We start from the raw sequence: 21,647 nt of genomic DNA, 5'->3' as shown, positions 1-21,647 counted from the left end.
TAATTGTTATGCGATTTTGTTATAGCAAAAATACCTTTTTTTATCCTGTAGAAAGTAAGTAAATTCATCATTGGGAATATATTAACGTTATTTTACTTTGCAACGGTAAGTGTTTCAAAAATAGGATGAAATAGGTGAAGAAAAAGCTATGAAATATTTTTTCAGTAAAGGATTGCAGGGTAAATATTTAATTGTATATTTGCAACCTTAAAAATTATTAAAACAATTCAGTATGTATGCAATCGTAGAGATAGCAGGGCAACAGTTTAAAGTAAGCAAAGACCTAAAGGTTTACGTTCACCGTTTGGCAAATGAAGAAGGATCAAAAGTTTCTTTTGATAAAGTTTATTTGGTAGACGATAACGGTTCAATCACAATAGGCGCCCCAGCTATAGAAGGTGCTTCAGTAGAAGCTAAAGTGTTACAACACTTAAAAGGAGATAAAGTTATCGTTTTCAAAAAGAAAAGAAGAAAAGGATACAAAAAAAGAAATGGTCACAGACAATATCTTTCTCAAATTGTAATTGAAGGTATTACTGTTGGAGGAGCTCCTAAAAAAGCAGCTTCTAAAAAAGTAGCAGTTGAAGCAACTACAGAAGAAGCAGCAGAAGTTGCTCCTAAAGTAAAAAAAGCTCCTAAAGCTAAAAAAGAAGATACACAAGAATAATAACAAAATAAACTAATACGTCATGGCTCACAAGAAAGGTGTCGGTAGTTCCAAGAATGGTAGAGAATCAGAATCAAAACGTTTAGGCGTTAAGATTTTTGGTGGACAAGCTGCTATCGCAGGGAACATCATCGTAAGACAAAGAGGTTCAAAACACAATCCAGGTGAAAACGTTTACATCAGTAAAGATCACACCCTACACGCAAGAGTAGATGGAGTTGTTAAGTTCCAAAAGAAAAGAGATAATAAATCTTATGTTTCTATACTTCCATTCGAAGCATAATCATAAGAATTAAATATTATTGCAAAACCCGTTTCGAAAGAAACGGGTTTTTTGTTTTTAATTTTGTTGTCGAAATTATTCAGTAACTGTAGTTTGCTATATGAATTCTTTGGTGTGTCTCGTTTTTTATTTAGTTTATATAAAGACATCAGTCAAATCATTGAAATGGTAAACAGAATTAGAAAAGGAAAGTAAAACAGTAGCTGAAGAAATAATGAAAATAGGTTTCGATTAAAATATATGTCGAGCCATGCAAATTTTTAAACAATAAATTCTGTATCTGACCTATATGTTTTGATTTTAAAAAAGTTTATGGTTCTTTGATATTGAATATTCAAGAGAAAAATTTGTATTTATATCGAATTATGTCATTTAAAAAGTCGTTTTAATTCTATATCCGGGTAAGTTTTTCTTTATACATAAAATGGCAAAACGAGATAAATATGCTATAATTTTGGGGCTTAAATTAATTAAACATAATTGTTTTTGATGAAAATAGTGTTGAAAAATTATTTTTTTGAAATATGTTTGATTTTGTGTCTTATTGAAGCAGCCTAAAAAAATCTACCGATTATAGACTTCATGCCTAGATTCTTAGCTTATACTATTATGAAAATTTTTCAAGGAGTATTTCAACTAAATTCTACACTGTATGAACTCAAAAATGACTCTGTTTTTACTGGCATTCTTAATTCTTGTTGGTAATGTAAATTCGTATTCCAATGCTGTTAAAATTGACTCTCCAAGAGTGTCAAATTTAAGTAATGCAACTGTTCAATGTAATACTGAAGTCCCAGTGCCTTTAGTAAATACAGCCACTACATTTGATAATTTAACTACTAGTTCATCAACCTCTGGATTGTGTTTATTGGGTTGTGGTATTTCAAATGTTTCTAATTTAACAGATTCTAGCTTAACTAATTATGCAACAGTTTCAACTCTGCTTGGAGTTGGTGTTACTCATAATTTAAGAGTAACAGATACTAATGATGATTTTGTTGCAGGAACCTTTGCCGGATTTAGAATTGATCCCAGTGGAGCGTTATTATCAGTGGAATTATTGAATAACATTTCCATTAAAACTTATCTTAACGGTGTTTTAAGAGAAACTACTACAGGAAGTTCGTTGTTAAATCTAGCTTTATTAGCTAATCCGGATAATTATATTCTGGGGTTTAATACAAACCTATCTTTTGATGCTATCGAAATTTCGATTAATAGTTTAGCTGGTGTTACAACTTCTACTAATGTCTATTACGCAGTTATTAGAAATTATTGTGCCGGACCTGCCTTGGCTTGTAATATGCCCACTGCATTTAATCTTCCTGCTTTCCCTGCAGCAGTTGTAAATTCGCACACAGGATTATCAGGAGTTAGTGTTGGGAGTATTTCAAATCCAGAAAATGCAGTTTCTTCAAGTGCTACTGATTATGCCGGTTTAAATTTATTGGTTGGTGTTCTTGGTTCTGCAAGTTTAGCTATAAAAGACCAAGTAACCGATTATCCTGTCGGGACGTATGCCGGATTTGAGATTGAAAACATAAATCTTGTAAGTGTTTCGGCTTTGAGTAATGTTAAAATAACGACTTATTTAAATGGGGTACAAAAAGAACAATTTTGGGGTACCAATTTACTCGTAAATGGTACTCTTCTTAATGCAACTGGGCGATATAAATTAGGATTTGTTTCTACAACTGCTTTTGATGAAGTTCAAATTTCAGTCAATCAAACGGCTGGTGTTAGTCTTGGTCTAACAAAAGTTTATAGTTCAGTTTTTGAAAAATTCTGCGTCGGCCCGGATTTGCCTTGCAATACCCCTATGGCAATTAATACCCCAACATATCCAGTATTTATAAATGGTGTTAAAACAGGTGTTGACGGCTTAGTTTGTGCTCTTTGTTCTGTAAGCAATAGTGAAAACTTGATTGATGAAAATGCAATGAATCATGCTAATGTTGATTTAACGGCAAGTGTTGGAACTAGTGCCAAAATTTCGGTTAAAGATCAAATTACGGATTATCCTGCTGGTACTTTTGCTGGTTTTGATATCGAAAGTATTGCGTTGTTAAACGCCAATGTCTTTGACGCTATTAGGATTACAACTTACTTAAATGGTGTACAACGAGAGACTAAAATTGGAAATGGTCCTTTGATTTCTGTAAATACAAACATATTTATTGGAACAGGAAGACAGTCTATCGGGTTTATTTCAACAATGTCTTTTGATGAAGTGCAAATTACGCTAACTAATTTAGCAACGGTTACTTTAGGAACTGTTAAAGTCTATAGTGCTGTATTGGAAAGATTCTGTCCAACAACAGTGGAATGTAATAAAACATATCCGCTTACAAGTCCTATATTCCCGGTTACTATTGATGGTGCTAAATCGGGAATTAATGGTGTGGCATGTGTGGCATGTGCGATTAATAATGTGAATAATGTTTTAACTGCAAATACAACCGATTTTGCAAATATTACATTGACAGCGAGTGTTCTTGTTTCCGGATCTATTGCGGTTGCGGACCAATTATTTACCTATCCAGCTGGAACTTATGCTGGATTTACAATTAAAGATATTAATAATTTAATCGAAACAGATTTATTTCAATCTTTAACTATTTCTACATACAATAATGGAGTACTTCGAGAAACAAAAACTGGTGCTCAATTATTAAGCTTGTCCTTGCTTACTCCAGTATTTGGAAGTGGTCCTGGGTTTTATAATGTGGGTTTTAAAGCTACATTATCATTTGATGAAATACAGATTAGGGTTGCTTCACTGGCGAGTGTCATAAGCAATGTAAATGTGTATGGCGCATTTGTAAATACAAAAGACAGTGATGATGGAGGGGCTGGATCATTAAATTGTAATAGCTCAGATTTACGTATACTTAAAACAGTCAGTAATGCAACACCGCCTGTAGGTTCCAATGTGACATTTACAATAGTAGCCACAAATGCTGGTCCTAGGGATGCAGATGGAGTTGTTGTAAATGATATTTTACCAACTGGATATATGTATATAAGTTCTACTGTTTCAACAGGGAATTATAACAATGCAACAGGAGTCTGGACAATTGGTAATTTAAGTAATGCTGCTAATGCAACATTAACTATTACTGCAAAGGTAAATGTTACAGGCAATTTTGCTAATACTGCAACTATAACAGGAAATCAACCTGATCCAAATCTTGGGAATAATACTTCGACATCAACACCCACTCCAGTAAACGTAATTATTGCTCAAGATGACACAATCAACGGTGGAAATGGAACAACCGGAAATCCAAATGCCGGAAATGTACTGAATAATAATGGAAACGGAAACGATACTTTGAATGGAAATAATATTGTCATTGCACAAGTTAATCTTACCGTTACGACTCCCGCAACTCCAGTTGGAGGGAATCCAGTTCCCGTGATTAATCCGTCTACAGGTCAAATTTCTATTCCTGCCGGAACGCCAGCTGGACCTTATATTTTGGTTTATCAAATTTGTGAAAAATTAAATCCAACAAATTGTGATTCTGCCACGGTTACCGTAACGGTTTCTCCTCCGGCAATTGTCGCCCAGGATGACACAATCAGCGGAGGAAACGGCACAGCCGGAAATCCAAATGCTGGAAATGTGCTGAACAATAACGGAAGCGGAAACGATACTCTAAACGGAAGTAACGCTGCCATTGCACAAGTTAATCTCACGGTTACAACTCCCGCAACTCCAGTTGGAGGGAATCCAGTTCCCGTGATTAATCCGTCTACAGGTCAAATTTCGATTCCTGTCGGAACGCCAGCTGGACCTTATACCTTGGTTTATCAAATTTGTGAAAAATTAAATCCGGCAAATTGTGATTACGGAACGGTTACAGTAACGGTTTCTCCTCCGGCAATTGTTGCTCAGGACGACACAATCAACGGTGGAAATGGAACAGCCGGAAATCCTAATGCCGGAAATGTGCTGAATAATAACGGAAGTGGAAATGACACTCTAAGTGGAAGTAACGCTACTATTGCACAAGTTAATCTTACGGTTACAACTCCCGCAACTCCTATTGGAGGGAATCCAGTTCCTGTGATTAATACATCTACGGGTCAAATTTCGATTCCTGCCGGTACGCCAGCAGGACCTTATACTTTGGTTTATAAAATTTGTGAAAAATTAAATCCGACTAACTGCGATTCTGCCAGGGTTACCGTAACGGTTTCTCCTCCGGCAATTGTTGCTCAGGATGATACAATCAGCGGTGGAAACGGAACAGCCGGAAACCCAAATGCGGGAAATGTGCTTAATAACAACGGAAACGGAAATGATACTCTAAGTGGAAGTAACGCTACTATTGCACAAGTTAATCTTACGGTTACAACTCCCGCAACTTCTATTGGTGGGAATCCAGTTCCTGTGATTGATCCGTCTACGGGTCAAATTTCGATTCCTGCCGGTACGCCAGCAGGACCTTATACTTTGGTTTATAAAATTTGTGAAAAATTAAATCCAACAAATTGTGATTCTGCAACGGTTACCGTAACGGTTTCTCCTCCAACTGTTGTTGCCCAAGATGATACAATCAACGGTGGAAATGGAACAACTGGAAATCCAAATGCTGGAAATGTACTTAATAATAACGGAAACGGAAACGATACTTTAAACGGAAGTAATGTTGTCATTGCACAAGTTAATCTTACCGTTACAACTCCAGCAACTTCTATTGGGGGCAATCCAGTTCCTGTGATTAATCCTTCTACGGGTCAAATTTCGATTCCTGCCGGTACGCCAGCAGGACCTTATACTTTGGTTTATAAAATTTGTGAAAAATTAAATCCAACAAATTGTGATTCCGCCACGGTTACCGTAACAGTTTCTCGTCCTGCTATTGTTGCTGTAGATGATACTGCTGCGCCAATTAGTACTAGCGGAGGAACGGCTTTTACTAATGTGTTAGGAAATGATACTTTGAATGGACAGCCTGTGGTGGCTTCCCAAGTAAACACTACTTTTATATCTTCAACCAATTCGGGTATTATGCTTTCTGGTGTAAATGTGACGGTGGCTCCAAACACGCCTCCAGGTCCTTATACATTGACGTACCAAATTTGTGAAAAATTAAATTCAACGAATTGTGACCAAGCTGTAGTTTCTGTAACGGTATTTTGTGAACAAATAGCCGCACCGACAGCTTCAGTGATTGCCCAACCAACATGTACGTTGGCTACAGGTACAATCACTGTTACTTCACCGGCTTCTGGAGCTGGAATAAGTTATACGGTAACAGGGACTAATCCAGTTGTAGCGGCACAAAGCAATACATCAGGTGTATTCTCAGGTTTGGCTCCAGGTGTTTATTCGGTAACGACAAGCAGATCGGGATGTACCTCAACAGCTATCTCTTTGACAGTAAATCCGCAGCCGGCAACACCTACATCACCAACAGCCTCAGTGACTGCCCAGCCTACATGTACGTTGGCTACAGGTACAATCACGATTAGTTCACCTGTACCAGGAACAGGAATAAGTTATACGGTAACAGGTACTAACCCAGTTGTAGCGGCACAAAGCAATACATCAGGTGTGTTCTCAGGTTTGGTTTCGGGTGTTTATTCGGTAACGACTAGCAAATCGGGATGTACTTCAGCGGCTATTTCCTTGACGGTAAATCCGCAACCTGTAGCACCGGTGCAACCGACTTTGAGTGCGGTAACCCAGTCAACATGTACTAATGCTAACGGAAGTTTTACCATTACGAATTATAATGCATCGTATATTTATGTGATAAGTCCATCGACCGGGGTAAACGTTTCGGGCAATACGATAATTGCTCCGGCAGCAACCTATACGGTAACCGCGAAATTGGGATCCTGTACTTCTGTGGCGTCTGCAAGTGTGACTATCAATGCCCAACCGACAATATGTAATGTTGCGGGCATTTTCCATACTGTTGTCACTTGTACTGATTATAGAAATAATGCCAGTAACCAATTGATTGGGCAATTATGTTATACAACTAAATCTAATAAAGTGGCTAATGTAACTCCAGGTCAGTTTTTCTATTTTACTAGTATAACAGCACCATCTGCCAGTTTTTGTGTTGATATTGTAGAAACAAAATCAAGTAGTGACCTTGCACTGTTTACTATTCAACAGAGTAATCAGATTACTTTATATAATGCGAATTGTTCGAGTGTAGCCAGCGGAACGCAAGTTTCATTGGGGCTAGGAAGAGTGTGTATATCAAATGCTATTCCAGGAACCCAATACGTGTTAGCGGTTAAGTACGATTCTAAATCTATTGTGAGTTCAACTTTTACCGGCACAGCGCCTGTGTGCAAATATTCGTTCGAATGTAGAATTAATGGTGTAATTGTATCAGGTAGTAGCACAAGTATCGATTTGGTACCAAATTGTTCTGTTACAACCGCAAAAATAGTAGATGCAACTGCAAATAAATCAACTGAACCTGACATGGTGGTTTCTTTAGCACCTAATCCATCTTTGAACGATTTTGGATTAGATATTAAATCTTTGAGCGATGAACACATCACTATAAGAATAATAGATATAAACGGAAGACTCATACGTCAATTTAAATCAACACCAAAGGAGACGGTTCGTTTTGGAAGTGAATTAAGTAAAGGATTGTATTTTATTGAAGTAATTCAAGGAGATAAACGAAAAGTCGTGAAAGCCCAAAAATTATAAAGCGATAATCAATTTATTTTGAAAAGGGAATGAGATAAAATTGGATGTTTCTATACTTCCATTCGAAAATCATAAGGATCAAATATTAATCAAAAAACCCGTTTCGGAAGAAACGGGTTTTCTGTTTAGATTAGTGTTTGATTATTGCTGTTTTTCTTTTTTTTTGATGATGGCAAAAAATCAAATGTTGGCTTTTAGCCCCTGTTGAAGTGAAAATCTTTTGTGCTGAGGTTCAGTACAAAAGATTACTTCATTATACTTTCATTTTCATAGAAGTTCAGTGAACTTGGTTTGTAACGGAAAATGGGACGATATTGCGAAGAATGCCAAGTGTTTCTGCTCCAAATTAATAATAGAATTCAGGTTTGAAAGGAGGTGTTTCGATTAATTTAATTTATTTGCTATTTGGTTAAATGCATCCAGTTGATTGGCATATTGTAAAGGAGTGACGTTAGATCGCAAACTTAATCTTGTAAAGACATGAATATCAGAATCCATTATTTGTGCATCGATATGAGCTCCGGTACTTGTTTTTAAGCCTTTGTAGATTAATACAGTACTTGTTGTGCTTGCGACAGGATCGTGCAACGAATGAAATACTTTTAAATAGGTCCCAGTCGGAAGTGTCATTCCGTTTTCTAATCCTTTGCGTACCACTTTCATTACATCATTAAGCTCATCGATTGTTTGATAGGGTCTAAATCGATACCAGTATTTATTTTCTTCTGAAGTTTGGTCCGATTCAGCATAAACAATCATTGGTCCAACAATACCAATAATAGATTGAAGTTTGTTGGAAGAGACTACTATTGGATCGATTAAAAATAAATTTTTGGGAGACAAATGGGAATTAAAATAACCTGATTTTACTAATTCCAAAATTAGGGTTCCTCCGGTGGATGAGCCTGCTATACTGATTTTGGTGTAGCCAAGTGTGATTAGTTTTTCATATTCGTCAGTTATAGCAGAACGCCAGTCTTCCCATTTCGAGGCTTTAAAAGAATCGTAATCTCTGCCGTGTCCGTCGAGTAAAACCTGAGAAATTCTATAGGTAGATTCGTTTGACCAATCTTTAAATTCCTGCCATTCAAATGTGGTTGCAGAATATCCGTGAACAACCAATATAATATGCTTGCTTAAATCTTCGGGTGTTGGATTAGGGTATTTGGCGGAGACCAAAAATTGTTCAGGATTATATAATGAAGGATCAAAAATAACATTACCATCGAGCAGATCATCTGTAATGGTTGGATCTCCACAGGAGTGGAATAAAGCCATAATGGCAAAGAGAAAAAATAGGTTTGATTTATTCATTAGTTATGTTTTTTAAACAACGTATAATAAATGTCAAGATGAAAGTACAGAGGCTGTAAAGTTCCTGGAGAATAGCCTTCTTTTTCTGTAATAATATAATATCCAGTGCCAAAATTTAGAGAGACCGGAACTTGTGGGATATTGAATGTAAAGCCAATTTCAGGAGAAAAGAGAAAGGCGGTATTTGGAATTTCATCGAAAATTTTCTCTTCTAAATCCGAGTAAAAATAGCCCACGTTCAATCGAGTGACAAAATGATAAGGTTTATTTTTGTTGAATTGCCAACTGCCAGAAAAGATGTAATTGTCTTGCTTGATGGCATTCGAATTATAGGCAGATCCCAATCTGGAAGTTACATAATCAAACCCAATGAAAAATTGATCGGGTTTAAATTTTGAGAAAGAGTATTGAGCTGAAATACCATTTTCCCAATACATCTCTTGCGTCTTTTGAAAGCGTCCACCCAATTTGAGAGTTTGGGCATAGGAGATGATGGTGCATAATATCAACGAAACTATTAATGTTTTTTTCAATAGATATGGTTTAGGTTAATATTTGAAAATGAACTTTTAGGTTAACAAAGTGTAAATTACACAATTTATTTATTAATAGGTGGTTATGGTTTAGATATTTAAAAAAATAGACCCTTCAGAGGAGATATTGAATCTGCACTGAAGGGCTTATTTAAAATGTATTTTGATCGTAATTTAACTATAAGTTTGATGGGTTGAATGAAAATCCAACACTAAAAAACACCCTCACTTTGTCTATATTATTAACCCATGATGTGTCAAAATGAATGGGACCTAAAATAGATTGATAAGAAAGGGCTGCTCCACCAGAAAGTAAAAGGCTCGTTTCTGAGCCATTATCCCAATTTCCTTTTGGATGAAAAGCATCTCCGATAAATTCGTTGAAATTGTGAAATCCAACAGTTGCAATATTAAAATGTGGAGTTAGATAGATTTTGCCTATAGGATTTATTTGTGCTCCAAGTTTTACTGCCATAAATTGAGAAACGTTGACTTCATCTTCATTTAAACCAGGAAAAGAAAAACGATTACTACCCGAACTAGGGATAATGCCTCCAAGGAAATATTTTGCAGCATAACCATAATCAGAAAAAGAAACGTCACTGTCCTTGAGTTTGTCTTGAAAAATAAAGTTGGCGTCAAAACCCATTATACAGGTAACTTTCTTTTTTAGTTGTAATCTTTTTTCAAATCCGAATCCTATTTTGGTAAATCCATTTGTTTGCCCAGAATAATCCGTTAAACTCGGATCTGTAAAGGCAATATTAGCATCGCTAAATAGTGAACGGTTTATATTGGCTCTTAAAATTGTTCCGTTTGTTGCAAAAAAAACTTTGTCCATATCGTTGTATGAATAATGGGCATTCACTTCTGCATCTTCAAAGTTATAGTTGTTAAGAGATAGTATATTAGGATTTAAAATTGGATCATTTTTAGGTTTTACTTCAGTGTAATTGTAGTTTAAGCCAAGACCAACATAGCTTTTTAGGGAATTCAAATTTCGGTTTGCTTCATTATTGAATTCAAATGCATTGTAAAGCATATTGTCAGCTGATCTTCCATCGATGAATAGCTCTTGTTTTAAAAATGCTCCATAAAGTTCAGAACCCCACCACCAGTCTTTGTTTTTTCCAAAATTTTTCTGGAAATCGATTCTGGCTTTAGGCTGTTCTGCAATATCTGCAGTAACTATAAGGCGAGAGGATTGAGCGAGAATATTTCGGGCCGTATAATTAAGGATTAATCCAACACCTCTATAGGTATCATAGTGCAAGGACGCGTTGACTTGGTTTTTTGAGTATTCAAAGCCATTTATGTTTAACCCTAGTTTGTCTCCATCCTTTATGAAATAACTGTAAGTAATTTGATTAAAAAGATTAGTGCCCATGGCTCTATTGATGCCTTCAATTAAATCTTTAGTAGCGTATTTTGTATGTGGTTTAAAATTTGTTCGGGCAATTACCAAGGGGATATTTTCTTTGCTGATATTTTTGTAAACAATGGTGTCTATTAAAAATTCATTGGCAACTTTTGGAAGTTCATGCATTCGTTGTTTGTATCCTTTTAATTTTTCAGCTAATGCGGACAAAGCATTTAAGTTGAGAGCAGTGGCAATTTTACCATCTTTGTAGATTTCGTCGCTTTTATTAAAATCAGCTGTGGAAAATCTTAAGTTGGGCATGTGGTCTACCAGGATGTCACAGAGTTTCCGGTTCTCAGGATCTTTTATGTTGCTTGGAAACATGCTGGTTTGCATTAGTACGGTTACCAAATTGTTTAATTTATCTATAGGTTCCATTCCCCCTCCAACATCACTACCAATTATAATGTCAGCACCCATTTTCTTGGCAATATCAGTAGGGAAATTATTCATTACCCCACCATCGACCAAAAGGGTTTCCTCATAAGGCATTGGTTTAAAAACCGCTGGTAGTGACATACTCGCTCTCATAGCAAACGCCAAACTTCCCTTGCTGAGAATAACTTCTTTTCCATAAACAACATCTGTAGCCATAGCTCTAAAAGGAATTGGAAGATTGTCAAAATCTTTGACATTGTAAACTGGAAAGGTTAGTTCAGAAAGATATTCTCTTAAGTTTTGGTCGTTTAATAAGGAACTGACACTGGTTGGTTTTCCATCTTTTATACCAATTCCTGCCAAATATCTTTGAAATTCACTTTTCTCTTCAACGCTAACATTCTTTAGCGACAAACTTCCGCCGAGCAGTTTGTCCCAATCAATGTTTTTGGTTATACTTGCTATACTATCGCCAGAATATCCCATGGCATATAAACCTCCAATAACACTTCCCATACTGTTTCCAACGATAAGGTCAGGTACAATATGTAAAGAATCCAATGCTTGCAATAGTGGAATGTGTGCAATTCCTTTGGCTCCACCACCACTCAGTACTAATACTACTTTAGGTTTTTTTTCTTGAGAAAAAATAATTTGACTAGTTATTAAAAAAATAAATAAGAGGAAGATGGGAAGATTTCTTTTCAAAGTGTCTTGTTTTGAGTTGATAATTCAAGGAGTATAATGGATATTTTATTTCTAAAAAATAAATACTAAGATATTGAAAATAATATCCTTAAAATAATAAAAAATAGTATTAAAATTTAATGCTCGATTTTTTTATGAAGTAATGCCTTTCTCGACTATATGATAAAGTTCACTTTCAATTGAATATGGTTGATTTTCTTGGAGTTTCACAATTCAGATGTATCGAAAATAGAACCGGTTTTGTTAGAATTTTTTAATAATAAATAATGAGATTTTATCGCTTTTAAAACAGGTCTACAAGTATAAGGAAGTTTGTTTTCTTGGGCATATTTACGTATTATGGGTGTTATTTTTGGATAATAAGTATGGCCAATTGTAGGGAATAAATGATGTGCAACATGATGGGTAAATCCTCCATAGAGAAAATCAAACAGAGGATCTCCAGCATTGAAGTCTTTGGTGGACATTAGTTGGTGTTCTGCCCAGGTAACTTCCATTTTGCCGTCTTGCGGAGGTAAGGGGAAATGAGCCGTTTCATCTGCATGTGTAGATACCAATGCTACCACTCCAAATAAACTCGAGGTTAAATGCATCACTATCCAAGCTATGAAAATAGTGTCAAAAGTTTGGTTTAATGCCCAGTAAGGAATAACGAGCATATAAAATAGATTGAAAGCTTTGGCAATAAACAGTTTAATGTATTCTATGGTTGGAATGGTGTAAACTCGTTTTAAATAATTGTCTTTGGTTCCAAAAAAATCTTTAAAATCCCTTATGAATAGCCAAATAAGGCTGTAAAAGGGATATAGGAACCACATATAGATATGTTGGTATTTGTGAAATTTATATAAAGGGCTATTTGGAAAAATACGTATAACGTCACTTTGTTTAACATCACAATCCCAATTCTGAATATTAGGGTAAGGATGATGCAGCAGTAAATGCCGTTTTATCCAAATTTCACTATTGACACCAAAAAGCTCTACGACATAGCAAAACATACGGTTCTGTTTTTTGGTAAAAAATAGAGCTCCATGACTTGCATCATGAAAGGAGTTTACAAAAGTGAGTATCATTGCAAATCCCATAATGATATAAAATGTAAATAAGAAGGATGTCTTATTTCCAAATGCTAAAATGCACGTGTAGGATATAAAAAAAAGAGCTATAAATCCCAGTGCTTTAGCGATGTTTTTATATTGTAATCTTTTATCCTTTAGTACGGTTTCGTGCACTTCCTTGGCTAGTCTTTTGAAAGAATCGTCTTTTCCGGCACGAAGAAACTGTGGTTTTTGTCCAATGTTCTCCATATTAACTAATTCAAAATTGCATCAAAACTAATACGTAAAGTTATAAAAAAAAAAATATTTAATTGTTGATTTTTAGTGCATTAGGCTTTGTTTTGCAATGACTATTAAGCAAAAAAACCTCACGGCCCTGTGAGGTTTAAAATAATGGGAAACAATTACCAGAAAGAAGTACTTCTTCTAAGATTCAATTGTTCTTAATATATGTATTTAGATTTTTCGAAGTTGGGCTGTTATTTTTGATCACTCACTTCGTTAATAAGTGTATTCTGTTTCATATTCTGGAGTTTTTCCATCTCCCGTAAAAGATATAAATTTTGTCGGATAGCCATTTGTATCATAAATACAAGTTGAATTAAAAACGTGTTCCGAAATGCCTAATCTGTTAATTATAGTTGTTTTTGTGATGTTGTTAATTGAATATTCGTTTAGAATTAAATTAAATCCTAAAATATATTTTAATGGATTATTCATAGTATCATACTCAAAAATAAAGACTGTGTCAGCAATAGCAGGATCACTATTTATCTCTTCCATTTTAATCAAGTTTCCTGATTTATAAGTAAGGTTAACATCTCCTCGTTTTGTTTCAGCTTTTGTTTGCGAATTTACATCAAGTTGAGAATAAGATATAATGCCGTCAGATTTGTAGGTGTAAACTTCTTTTCTAATGTAATCTCCATTTGGATGACTACTGTCAAAATTGGAAGTGGTAATTTTTGTTTTTAGTTTACCGTTTTCATATTCATATATTACTCTATTCTTTATACTCTCTTCGCCTTGTGTTCCTATCTTGTAAGTTTCCTGTTTTGTAATTACGTTGCCGTCATATGTGAATTTTGTTTTCGTTTTAGCATTTACGCTACTTACAATTTTATTTCCATCATAAGTAACAGTTGATTTACTATTATCTTGAGGAAAATCTGGAAATGAGGTTGAAATTGTTTTTGGTAAAAATTGAATTTCTTCTGTTGAGGAAGTATTTTCGTTATCTGAACAAGAAGCCAAAAATAAATTAAGAATGACAAAAGCGTAAAGGATTTTTTTCATTTTTTTATGATTTAATTGCAACAAAAGTAAGAATAATAATCTGAGGTTTTCATCAATAAGTTTGCTCAGCAAAAAAACCTCATATCTCTGTAAGGGTTTTGAAATAATTCTAATTGCATTCTTTTAAAGCTTTTTCAAATCCTAATTCTGCTGCCTTATGAAGGTCCAAACAAGCGCTTTTTATTTGTTTTAATTCTTTTTTTGCAATTCCTCTAAAATAATAGGCATCAGCTGCTTTCTCGTTTATTTCTAAAGCTTTATTAAAGTCTAAAATTGCTCCTTTATAATCTTTTATGTCAGATTTTACACATCCTCTATTTATGTATGCAAGAACATAATTTGGATCTAGTTTTATGACTTTTGTATAATCTGCTATTGCTCCTTGATAGTTTTTAAGCATTCGTTTTGGACCTCCTCTTTTGAAAAATACATTTACTGTTTGATAATTTGGATCGAGTTCTAAACATTTATTATAATCTATAATTGCACCTTTAAAATCGTTTGAATTATGTTTTGCTCCAGCTCTATTCATATATGCAAATATGAAATATGGATTTATTTCTAATGATTTATTATAATTTAGAATCGCTTCTTTGTATTTTTTTAACTTTCCATACGCTACACCCATGTTATTATAGGCGTCTATATTTTCTGGAGTAATTTCGATACATTTTTTATAAAACTTTATTGCTCCTTGAAAGTCATTTAATTTTTCTTTTGCAATTGCAATATTGAAATTGATAGTTTCAGGTTCGTCATTTGGATTCAATTCTAAAATTTTTTCATAATCTAAAATTGCACCGTTATGATCTTCTAATAAGGATTTTGCATCAGCTCTATTAGCAAAAAGGATAGAGTTGGTAGAATCAATCTTTATTGCACAGTCAAAATCTTCTATTGCGCCTTTATAATCGTTTAATTTCTTTTTAGCAAAACCTCTGCTATTGTAAGTCTCTGAATCATTTGGATTTAATTTTAATGCCTTGGTGAAATCCGCTTTTGCTTCATTAAATTTTAGGAGCTTGTTTTTTGAAATCCCCCTATTGTAATAGGCATTAAACGAGAGGGAGTCAATTTTTATTACTTTGTCAAAATCTTTAATGGCTTCCTCAAAAGTTCCCAAAGATCCTTTTATAATTCCTCTCCATAAATAAGGATTTATTGCTTTAGAATCATATGTAATAATTCTATCAAAGTCAAGGATGGCTCCTTTGAAATCTTTTAAAGAATATTTGGTAAAACCCCTTTGGTAAAAGGCTTCTATGAAAGTATAATCTAAATCAATTGCCTTGCTGAAATTTTCAATGGCTTCCTCTTTGTTGTTTAGTTGTAATTTTAATAATCCAGTATTATAATAATTAATGCTTGTTTGTCCATAACTAAAATGAATTGCAAAACATATAAAAAGTAATTGGATTATTTTATTTTTCATAAAAGTATAGGTTTTTTAATTATGTCAAAATTAGGTTTTTTTACCCCAAAAAAAACCCTCACATCTCTGTAAGGGTTTTAGAATGATCTAAAATTGTAAATCTACAATTATTTAGTATCTGTAATATTCTGGTTTGAATGGACCTTCAACAGCAACACCGATGTATGCAGCTTGATCATCACGTAAAGTTTCTAATTCTACTCCTAATTTTGCAAGGTGCAAAGCAGCTACTTTTTCATCCAAATGTTTTGGTAACATGTAAACATCATTGTTATATGCTGCACTGTTCTTCCATAATTCAATTTGAGCTAAAGTTTGGTTTGTAAATGAGTTACTCATTACAAAACTTGGGTGACCTGTAGCACAACCAAGGTTTACTAAACGACCTTCAGCAAGGATAAGGATATCTTTTCCCGCTATAGTATATTTATCAACTTGTGGTTTGATCTCGATTTTTGATGCACCGTGGTTTTTGTTCAACCAAGCCATATCAATTTCGTTGTCAAAGTGTCCAATGTTACAAACGATAGTTTTATCTTTCATTTGCTCGAAGTGACTTCCAAGAACGATATCTTTATTTCCTGTAGTTGTAATGATGATATCAGCATTAGCAACAACAGTGTTTAATTTTTTAACTTCAAAACCGTCCATTGCAGCTTGTAAAGCACAAATTGGGTCAATTTCAGTAACAGTTACAATAGAACCAGCACCTCTAAAAGAAGCAGCCGTTCCTTTTCCTACGTCTCCGTATCCACAAACGATTACTCTTTTTCCAGCCAACATAATATCTGTAGCACGACGAACTGCATCAACTGCAGATTCTTTACAACCGTATTTGTTGTCAAATTTAGATTTAGTAACCGAGTCATTTACGTTGATTGCAGGCATTGGTAATGTTCCAGCTTTTACTCTTTCGTATAATCGGTGTACACCAGTAGTAGTTTCTTCAGACAATCCTTTGATTCCGGCAACCAATTCTGGGTAACGGTCAATAACCATATTTGTCAAATCTCCACCGTCATCAAGAATCATGTTCAATGGTTTTCTGTCTTCACCAAAGAATAATGTTTGCTCAATACACCAGTCAAAATCTACTTCGTTCAAACCTTTCCAAGCATAAACCTGAATTCCGGCAGCAGCAATAGCAGCAGCAGCTTGATCTTGAGTAGAGAAAATGTTACAAGAACTCCAAGTCACTTCAGCACCAAGAGCAATCAATGTTTCGATCAAAACGGCAGTCTGAATCGTCATGTGTAAACATCCTGCAATACGAGCACCAGCAAGCGGTTGTTCGTTTTTGTATTCTGCACGAAGCGCCATTAAACCTGGCATTTCAGCTTCAGCTAGTTCAATTTCTTTTCTTCCCCAGGCTGCTAGAGAAATGTCTTTTACTTTGAAAGCCACAAAAGGCATAGTCGTTGTACTCATTTATAGTATATTTGTAATTGTAAATTTTTTGCAAATTTAGGCAATAAGTTTAGAAATAAACTAATTTATGCGAGATTTGTGATTTGTTTAATGTCTTAATCTTTTGAACATTAGATAAATATTTTTTTTGGAGCTAATCCCGCTATTCGTTGCAATCTTTTTTGAGCCGAAGAAAAATCGGCTCAAAAAAGGATTTCCACTGCTATCGGGGCTAAAAATTACCACCACGACATCATGCCATTATACAAAACCATAATCTTAAATTCATCAACCAAAATCCTTGTTTGGGAAATAACTGAATCTTATCAGGAGCTTTTTGATGCAGTCGTTCTTAATGAAAGCAACCTGAACAGACTAAACGGCATGAAGTCCGAAATACATCAACGTGCTTTCTTAAGTGTTCGCAAACTGTTTCAAGAAGCGGGTTATACAGATTTTGATTTGTATTATGACGAATTAGGAAAACCGCATTTGCATGATGGTAAACATATTTCGATTACCCATTCACATCAATTTTCGGCCATTATTTTAAGTGACGAAGTGGTTGGAATCGATATCGAATTGCAACGTGAAAAAATCATTCGCATTGCCGATAAATTCGCCGATACGGAGTTCTCCTTTTTGAATTCTATGGAAAAAGAAGAATACATTAGAAAACTAACCGTGATTTGGGGTGTCAAAGAAGCGATATTTAAAATTAGAAACGAAAAAGGAATCAGTTTCAAAGATCATATTAAAGTGGAAGCTTTTGAATTGTGCGACGAAAAAACTAAAACTGAACTTCATTTTGATGACATAATCAGAGATTTTTATGTTTGCTTTGAAGAATTTGAATCAAAAGATAATAATGGTTTAAAACAAAATTTCACTCTTGTTTATGCTTTTGAATAATCAGGAATAATTTTAAATCTTTACTTAGCTTTGCGCCTGTTTAGTGAATCTCTGAGTGACTGCCTATGACTAATATTTATAATGCCATAATTCAGGCCAAAATCGAAAATCGAAAATTGCTTGCTATCCTTTTGGATCCCGATAAAATTCTTTGGGAGAATCTAGTGTATCTAATTGAAAAAATCAATCAATCGCCAGCAACACATATTTTTATTGGCGGAAGCCATGTTCAAAATAATATTTTGGATGAATTAATTATTCGTCTGAAAGAAAAAATAAATTTGCCAATTGTCCTTTTTCCGGGTAACCCATCTCAGATTTCTGCTAATGCCGATGCAATTCTATTTCTGTCCTTAATATCAGGTCGAAATCCAGATTATTTGATAGAACATCAAGTAGATGCCGTTCCAATTTTGAAAAAAACTGAACTCGAAATTATTTCGACAGGCTATATGTTAATCGAAAGTGGTAGTGAAACAGCGGTCGCCAGAGTGAGTAATACAAAACCATTGGACAGAAATAATAGTGATTATGCTATGCACACCGCCCAAGCAGGGGAGATGTTAGGAAATAAACTCATTTATCTGGAAGCGGGAAGTGGTGCAAAAAAGGCTGTTCCTTTTGAAATGATAAAAAAAGTATCAAATAATATTGAAATTCCTCTAATTGTTGGTGGCGGAATTATAGATTTGCAAGGCATTCAAAAAGCCTACGAAGCTGGAGCTGATTTGGTTGTTATTGGAACCGCTTTTGAAAATGATCATGATTTTTTTGAGTATCAGATGCAAAAATCTAAAATTGGAAATCATCAATCATCAATCTAAAATCAAATGATCGACTATTTTTTCGCACAATATAAAGGCTATCCACTTCACGAAGTTTACTTAGAGTTAATTGCCGTTTTTTTCGGGCTTTGGAGTGTTTGGTGCGCCAAAAAAGATAATATTTGGGTTTTTCCAACTGGATTAATCAGTACGTTTATATATGCATATTTGCTTTGGCAATGGAGCTTGTTGGGAGATTCTATGATTAATGTGTATTACTTTATAATGAGTATTTATGGGTGGTATCACTGGACGCGTAAAAAAGGAGATGTCGATGAATTTCCGATATCGGTTACTACTAATAAGGAAAAAGCAATAGCGGTTGTTATTTTTGTATTGACCCTCATTTTTGTAATTATAGTCTATCTTTATTTTAATAAATTTGCAAGCTGGTATTCGTACGTTGATACCTTTTTGACTGCAATATTTTTTGTGGGTATGTGGTTGATGGCCAAAAGAAAAATTGAAAATTGGATTTTTTGGATTGTAGGAGATTTACTTTCCATACCGCTTTATTTTGCAAAAGGTTATACTTTTACCAGTTTTCAGTATATAATATTTACAATTATTGCCGTTTATGGCTATTTAGAATGGAAGAAAATCTTGAACAGCTCGCAAAATCTGGAGCTTCGCCAATTATAAAAATTGCCATTTTTGGACCAGAATCTACTGGGAAAACTACTTTGGCAACACAACTCGCCGAATATTATAAAACGGTTTGGGTTCCCGAATTCGCACGTGATTATCTACAGGAAAAATTAGATAGCGGTCGCGGTATTTGTGATATTGATGATATGTTGCCTATTGCATATGGACAAACCAAATTGGAAAACGAAAGTGCTTTAATTGCTAATAAATATCTTTTTTGTGATACAAATTTGTTGGTAACCAAGGTGTTCTCCGAATTGTATTATAATTTTTGTGATTCATTATTGGATAAAGCGGCACGTGCTCATCAGTATGATTTGTTTTTCTTGACAGATATAGATGTGCCATGGGAAGATGATGGTTTGAGAGATAGTCCAGAGGGAAGAGAAAGTGTTTTTGAGGTATTCAAACAGTCGTTGATTGACAATAAAAAACCTTTTATTACCATCTCTGGTGATAAAGAAACACGTTTGAAAAAAGCAGTTGAAATCATTGAGGATTTGACGATGGCTTTTCAGATGGGATTTACTTCTCTTGATTTTTTGCAAATTTATGAGCATGGTATTCCTTTAGAAAACATTAAAAAGCAATTTGATATTTTCAGAAAAGGAATTCAAAAAAGTGTTTTGGTCAATCCAGCGACTTTAAATAATGGAATCCTAAAGTTGTCAGATGCCGATTATGAACAAAAAATCACGTATTTTGATGCTAATATATCAAAACTAAAACTAAAGAAATTTGTTCCGGCTTCTGGTGCCGCAACAAGGATGTTTAAGTTCTTGAGTGCTTTTTTGAATGAATTTGATTTCGAGAATGAAAGTATAAATGCCTACATCAATAGAAAAAAAGATACCGAATTGGCTCTTTTTATTATTGGGATGGATAAATTTCCATTTTTTGACGCAGTAGATAAAAAATTGAAGGAGATATATCCCGATTTTAATACTTTGGGTCGTGATTATAAAAATTATTATTTCATAAAGACTCTCTTGTCTCCAGAATATTTCGACTTTGCTAATAAGCCAAAAGGAATCCTTCCATTTCATAAATACGCAACTCATATAGCAGCTCCTATTCAGGAACATTTGTATGAATGTGCGTTTTATGCCACTTCAAATAATCAGTCCAATTTGCATTTGACGGTTTCCGAAAATCATCAAGTTCAATTTGAGGAAATTATTGAAAATGTAAAAGGAGAAATTGAGTCTAAATCAAACTCTACCATAGCCGTTAGTTATTCGTATCAAAAAAAAGAGACCGATACTGTTGCTGTAGATAATGAAAATAAGCCTTTCCGAAATGAAAAAGGGATGCTGGTTTTTAGACCTGGAGGCCATGGTGCTTTGATTGAGAATCTAAATGCAATTGATGCCGATGTTGTTTTTATCAAAAATATAGACAATGTAAGTCAAAATAATATTAAACAAATTTCTTTTTATAAAAAAGCCTTGGCAGGTGTTTTAATAGAATTACAACATCAGATTTTTGGTTATTTAAAAGCATTGGACAGTCATGAAATCACGCCAGAAAAAATAAGTGAAATTTTAGTTTTTCTGAAAAAGCAGTTGAATATCGACTTGAATGATGATTTTTATAAATTCAAATTGAAAAACCAAATCAGCAAATTAAAAGAAACACTAGACAAGCCTATAAGGATTTGCGGAATGGTAAAAAATGAAGGAGAACCTGGTGGCGGCCCGTTTTGGGTAAGAGGAATCGATGGTGAACTGACGTTGCAAATTGTAGAGACTTCACAGATTGATTTGAATAATGCTGCACAATTGAAAATTCTGGGTAATGCTACTCATTTTAATCCAGTGGATTTAGTTTGTGGATTGAAGAATTATCAAAACCAAAAATTCGACTTGAAGGAGTTTGTTGACCCAAACAGTGGTTTTATAGTGCATAAAAATAGCGGGGGAATGGATTTAAAAGCCTATGAACTACCTGGTTTATGGAATGGAGCCATGGCCAATTGGCTGACCGTTTTTGTAGAGGTTCCTTTGTTTACTTTCAATCCAGTAAAAACTGTAAATGATTTATTAAAGTCAGCACATCAACCGATATAAA

At 34.4% G+C, this 21,647-nt stretch carries 14 protein-coding genes; 7 read left to right on the top strand and 7 right to left on the bottom strand.

Annotated elements, in window-relative coordinates; genetic code table 11:
• The first annotated feature begins 232 nt into the window (after positions 1-232).
• From rplU to AC1DY0_RS05045, 3 genes are all read left to right on the top strand, one after another.
• On the top strand, positions 233-667 hold the full coding sequence (rplU, locus tag AC1DY0_RS05055; protein WP_116796269.1) for a 50S ribosomal protein L21: 435 nt from the start codon (positions 233-235) through the stop codon (positions 665-667).
• A gap of 22 nt (positions 668-689) precedes the next feature.
• Positions 690-950 (top strand): 50S ribosomal protein L27, encoded by a 261-nt coding sequence (rpmA, locus tag AC1DY0_RS05050; RefSeq protein WP_007805051.1) that lies wholly within the window; start codon positions 690-692, stop codon positions 948-950.
• A gap of 652 nt (positions 951-1,602) precedes the next feature.
• The gene (locus AC1DY0_RS05045; RefSeq protein ID WP_477187568.1) at positions 1,603-7,644 is read left to right on the top strand and encodes a T9SS type A sorting domain-containing protein; all 6,042 of its coding nucleotides are present in this window, start codon (positions 1,603-1,605) and stop codon (positions 7,642-7,644) included.
• A 384-nt stretch (positions 7,645-8,028) separates the two neighbouring features.
• Here the strand turns inward: AC1DY0_RS05045 and AC1DY0_RS05040 are convergent, their stop codons facing one another.
• The 7 genes from AC1DY0_RS05040 to ahcY all read right to left on the bottom strand — a co-directional run bounded on the left by AC1DY0_RS05040 (position 8,029) and on the right by ahcY (position 17,214).
• Positions 8,029-8,958, bottom strand: a complete 930-nt coding sequence (locus tag AC1DY0_RS05040) for an alpha/beta hydrolase (protein WP_477187567.1) — start codon at positions 8,956-8,958, stop codon at positions 8,029-8,031.
• Positions 8,958-9,491, bottom strand: coding sequence for a hypothetical protein (locus AC1DY0_RS05035; protein WP_477187566.1), 534 nt, complete (start codon positions 9,489-9,491; stop codon positions 8,958-8,960). Before AC1DY0_RS05035 ends, AC1DY0_RS05040 begins: the two co-directional genes overlap by 1 nt.
• A gap of 178 nt (positions 9,492-9,669) precedes the next feature.
• Positions 9,670-11,997 (bottom strand): patatin-like phospholipase family protein, encoded by a 2,328-nt coding sequence (locus tag AC1DY0_RS05030; RefSeq protein ID WP_477187565.1) that lies wholly within the window; start codon positions 11,995-11,997, stop codon positions 9,670-9,672.
• Between the two features lie 206 nt (positions 11,998-12,203).
• Positions 12,204-13,307, bottom strand: a complete 1,104-nt coding sequence (locus AC1DY0_RS05025) for a fatty acid desaturase family protein (protein WP_477187564.1) — start codon at positions 13,305-13,307, stop codon at positions 12,204-12,206.
• A 252-nt stretch (positions 13,308-13,559) separates the two neighbouring features.
• Positions 13,560-14,354: a hypothetical protein gene (locus tag AC1DY0_RS05020; RefSeq protein ID WP_477187563.1), complete on the bottom strand. Its 795-nt coding sequence runs from the start codon at positions 14,352-14,354 to the stop codon at positions 13,560-13,562.
• A 109-nt stretch (positions 14,355-14,463) separates the two neighbouring features.
• Positions 14,464-15,786: a tetratricopeptide repeat protein gene (locus AC1DY0_RS05015; RefSeq protein ID WP_477187562.1), complete on the bottom strand. Its 1,323-nt coding sequence runs from the start codon at positions 15,784-15,786 to the stop codon at positions 14,464-14,466.
• A gap of 111 nt (positions 15,787-15,897) precedes the next feature.
• Positions 15,898-17,214, bottom strand: coding sequence for an adenosylhomocysteinase (gene ahcY / locus AC1DY0_RS05010; RefSeq protein ID WP_477187561.1), 1,317 nt, complete (start codon positions 17,212-17,214; stop codon positions 15,898-15,900).
• Between the two features lie 234 nt (positions 17,215-17,448).
• Between ahcY and AC1DY0_RS05005 the strand changes: the two genes are divergently transcribed.
• From AC1DY0_RS05005 to AC1DY0_RS04990, 4 genes are all read left to right on the top strand, one after another.
• Positions 17,449-18,105 (top strand): 4'-phosphopantetheinyl transferase family protein, encoded by a 657-nt coding sequence (locus tag AC1DY0_RS05005; RefSeq protein ID WP_477187560.1) that lies wholly within the window; start codon positions 17,449-17,451, stop codon positions 18,103-18,105.
• A gap of 65 nt (positions 18,106-18,170) precedes the next feature.
• Entirely contained in the window at positions 18,171-18,929 is a 759-nt protein-coding gene (locus tag AC1DY0_RS05000; RefSeq protein ID WP_477187559.1) for a phosphoglycerol geranylgeranyltransferase, read from the top strand.
• A 6-nt stretch (positions 18,930-18,935) separates the two neighbouring features.
• A complete protein-coding gene (gene pnuC, locus AC1DY0_RS04995; protein ID WP_477187558.1) occupies positions 18,936-19,571 on the top strand; it encodes a nicotinamide riboside transporter PnuC in 636 nt (211 codons plus the stop codon).
• The gene (locus tag AC1DY0_RS04990; protein ID WP_477187557.1) at positions 19,520-21,646 is read left to right on the top strand and encodes a DUF4301 family protein; all 2,127 of its coding nucleotides are present in this window, start codon (positions 19,520-19,522) and stop codon (positions 21,644-21,646) included. Before pnuC ends, AC1DY0_RS04990 begins: the two co-directional genes overlap by 52 nt.
• Position 21,647: the final 1 nt, after the last annotated feature.

This window comes from Flavobacterium sp. P1_E4 (assembly GCF_056405915.1).
Note: the sequence above shows the minus strand (reverse complement) of the source record. Positions and strands in the feature narration are given on the sequence as shown.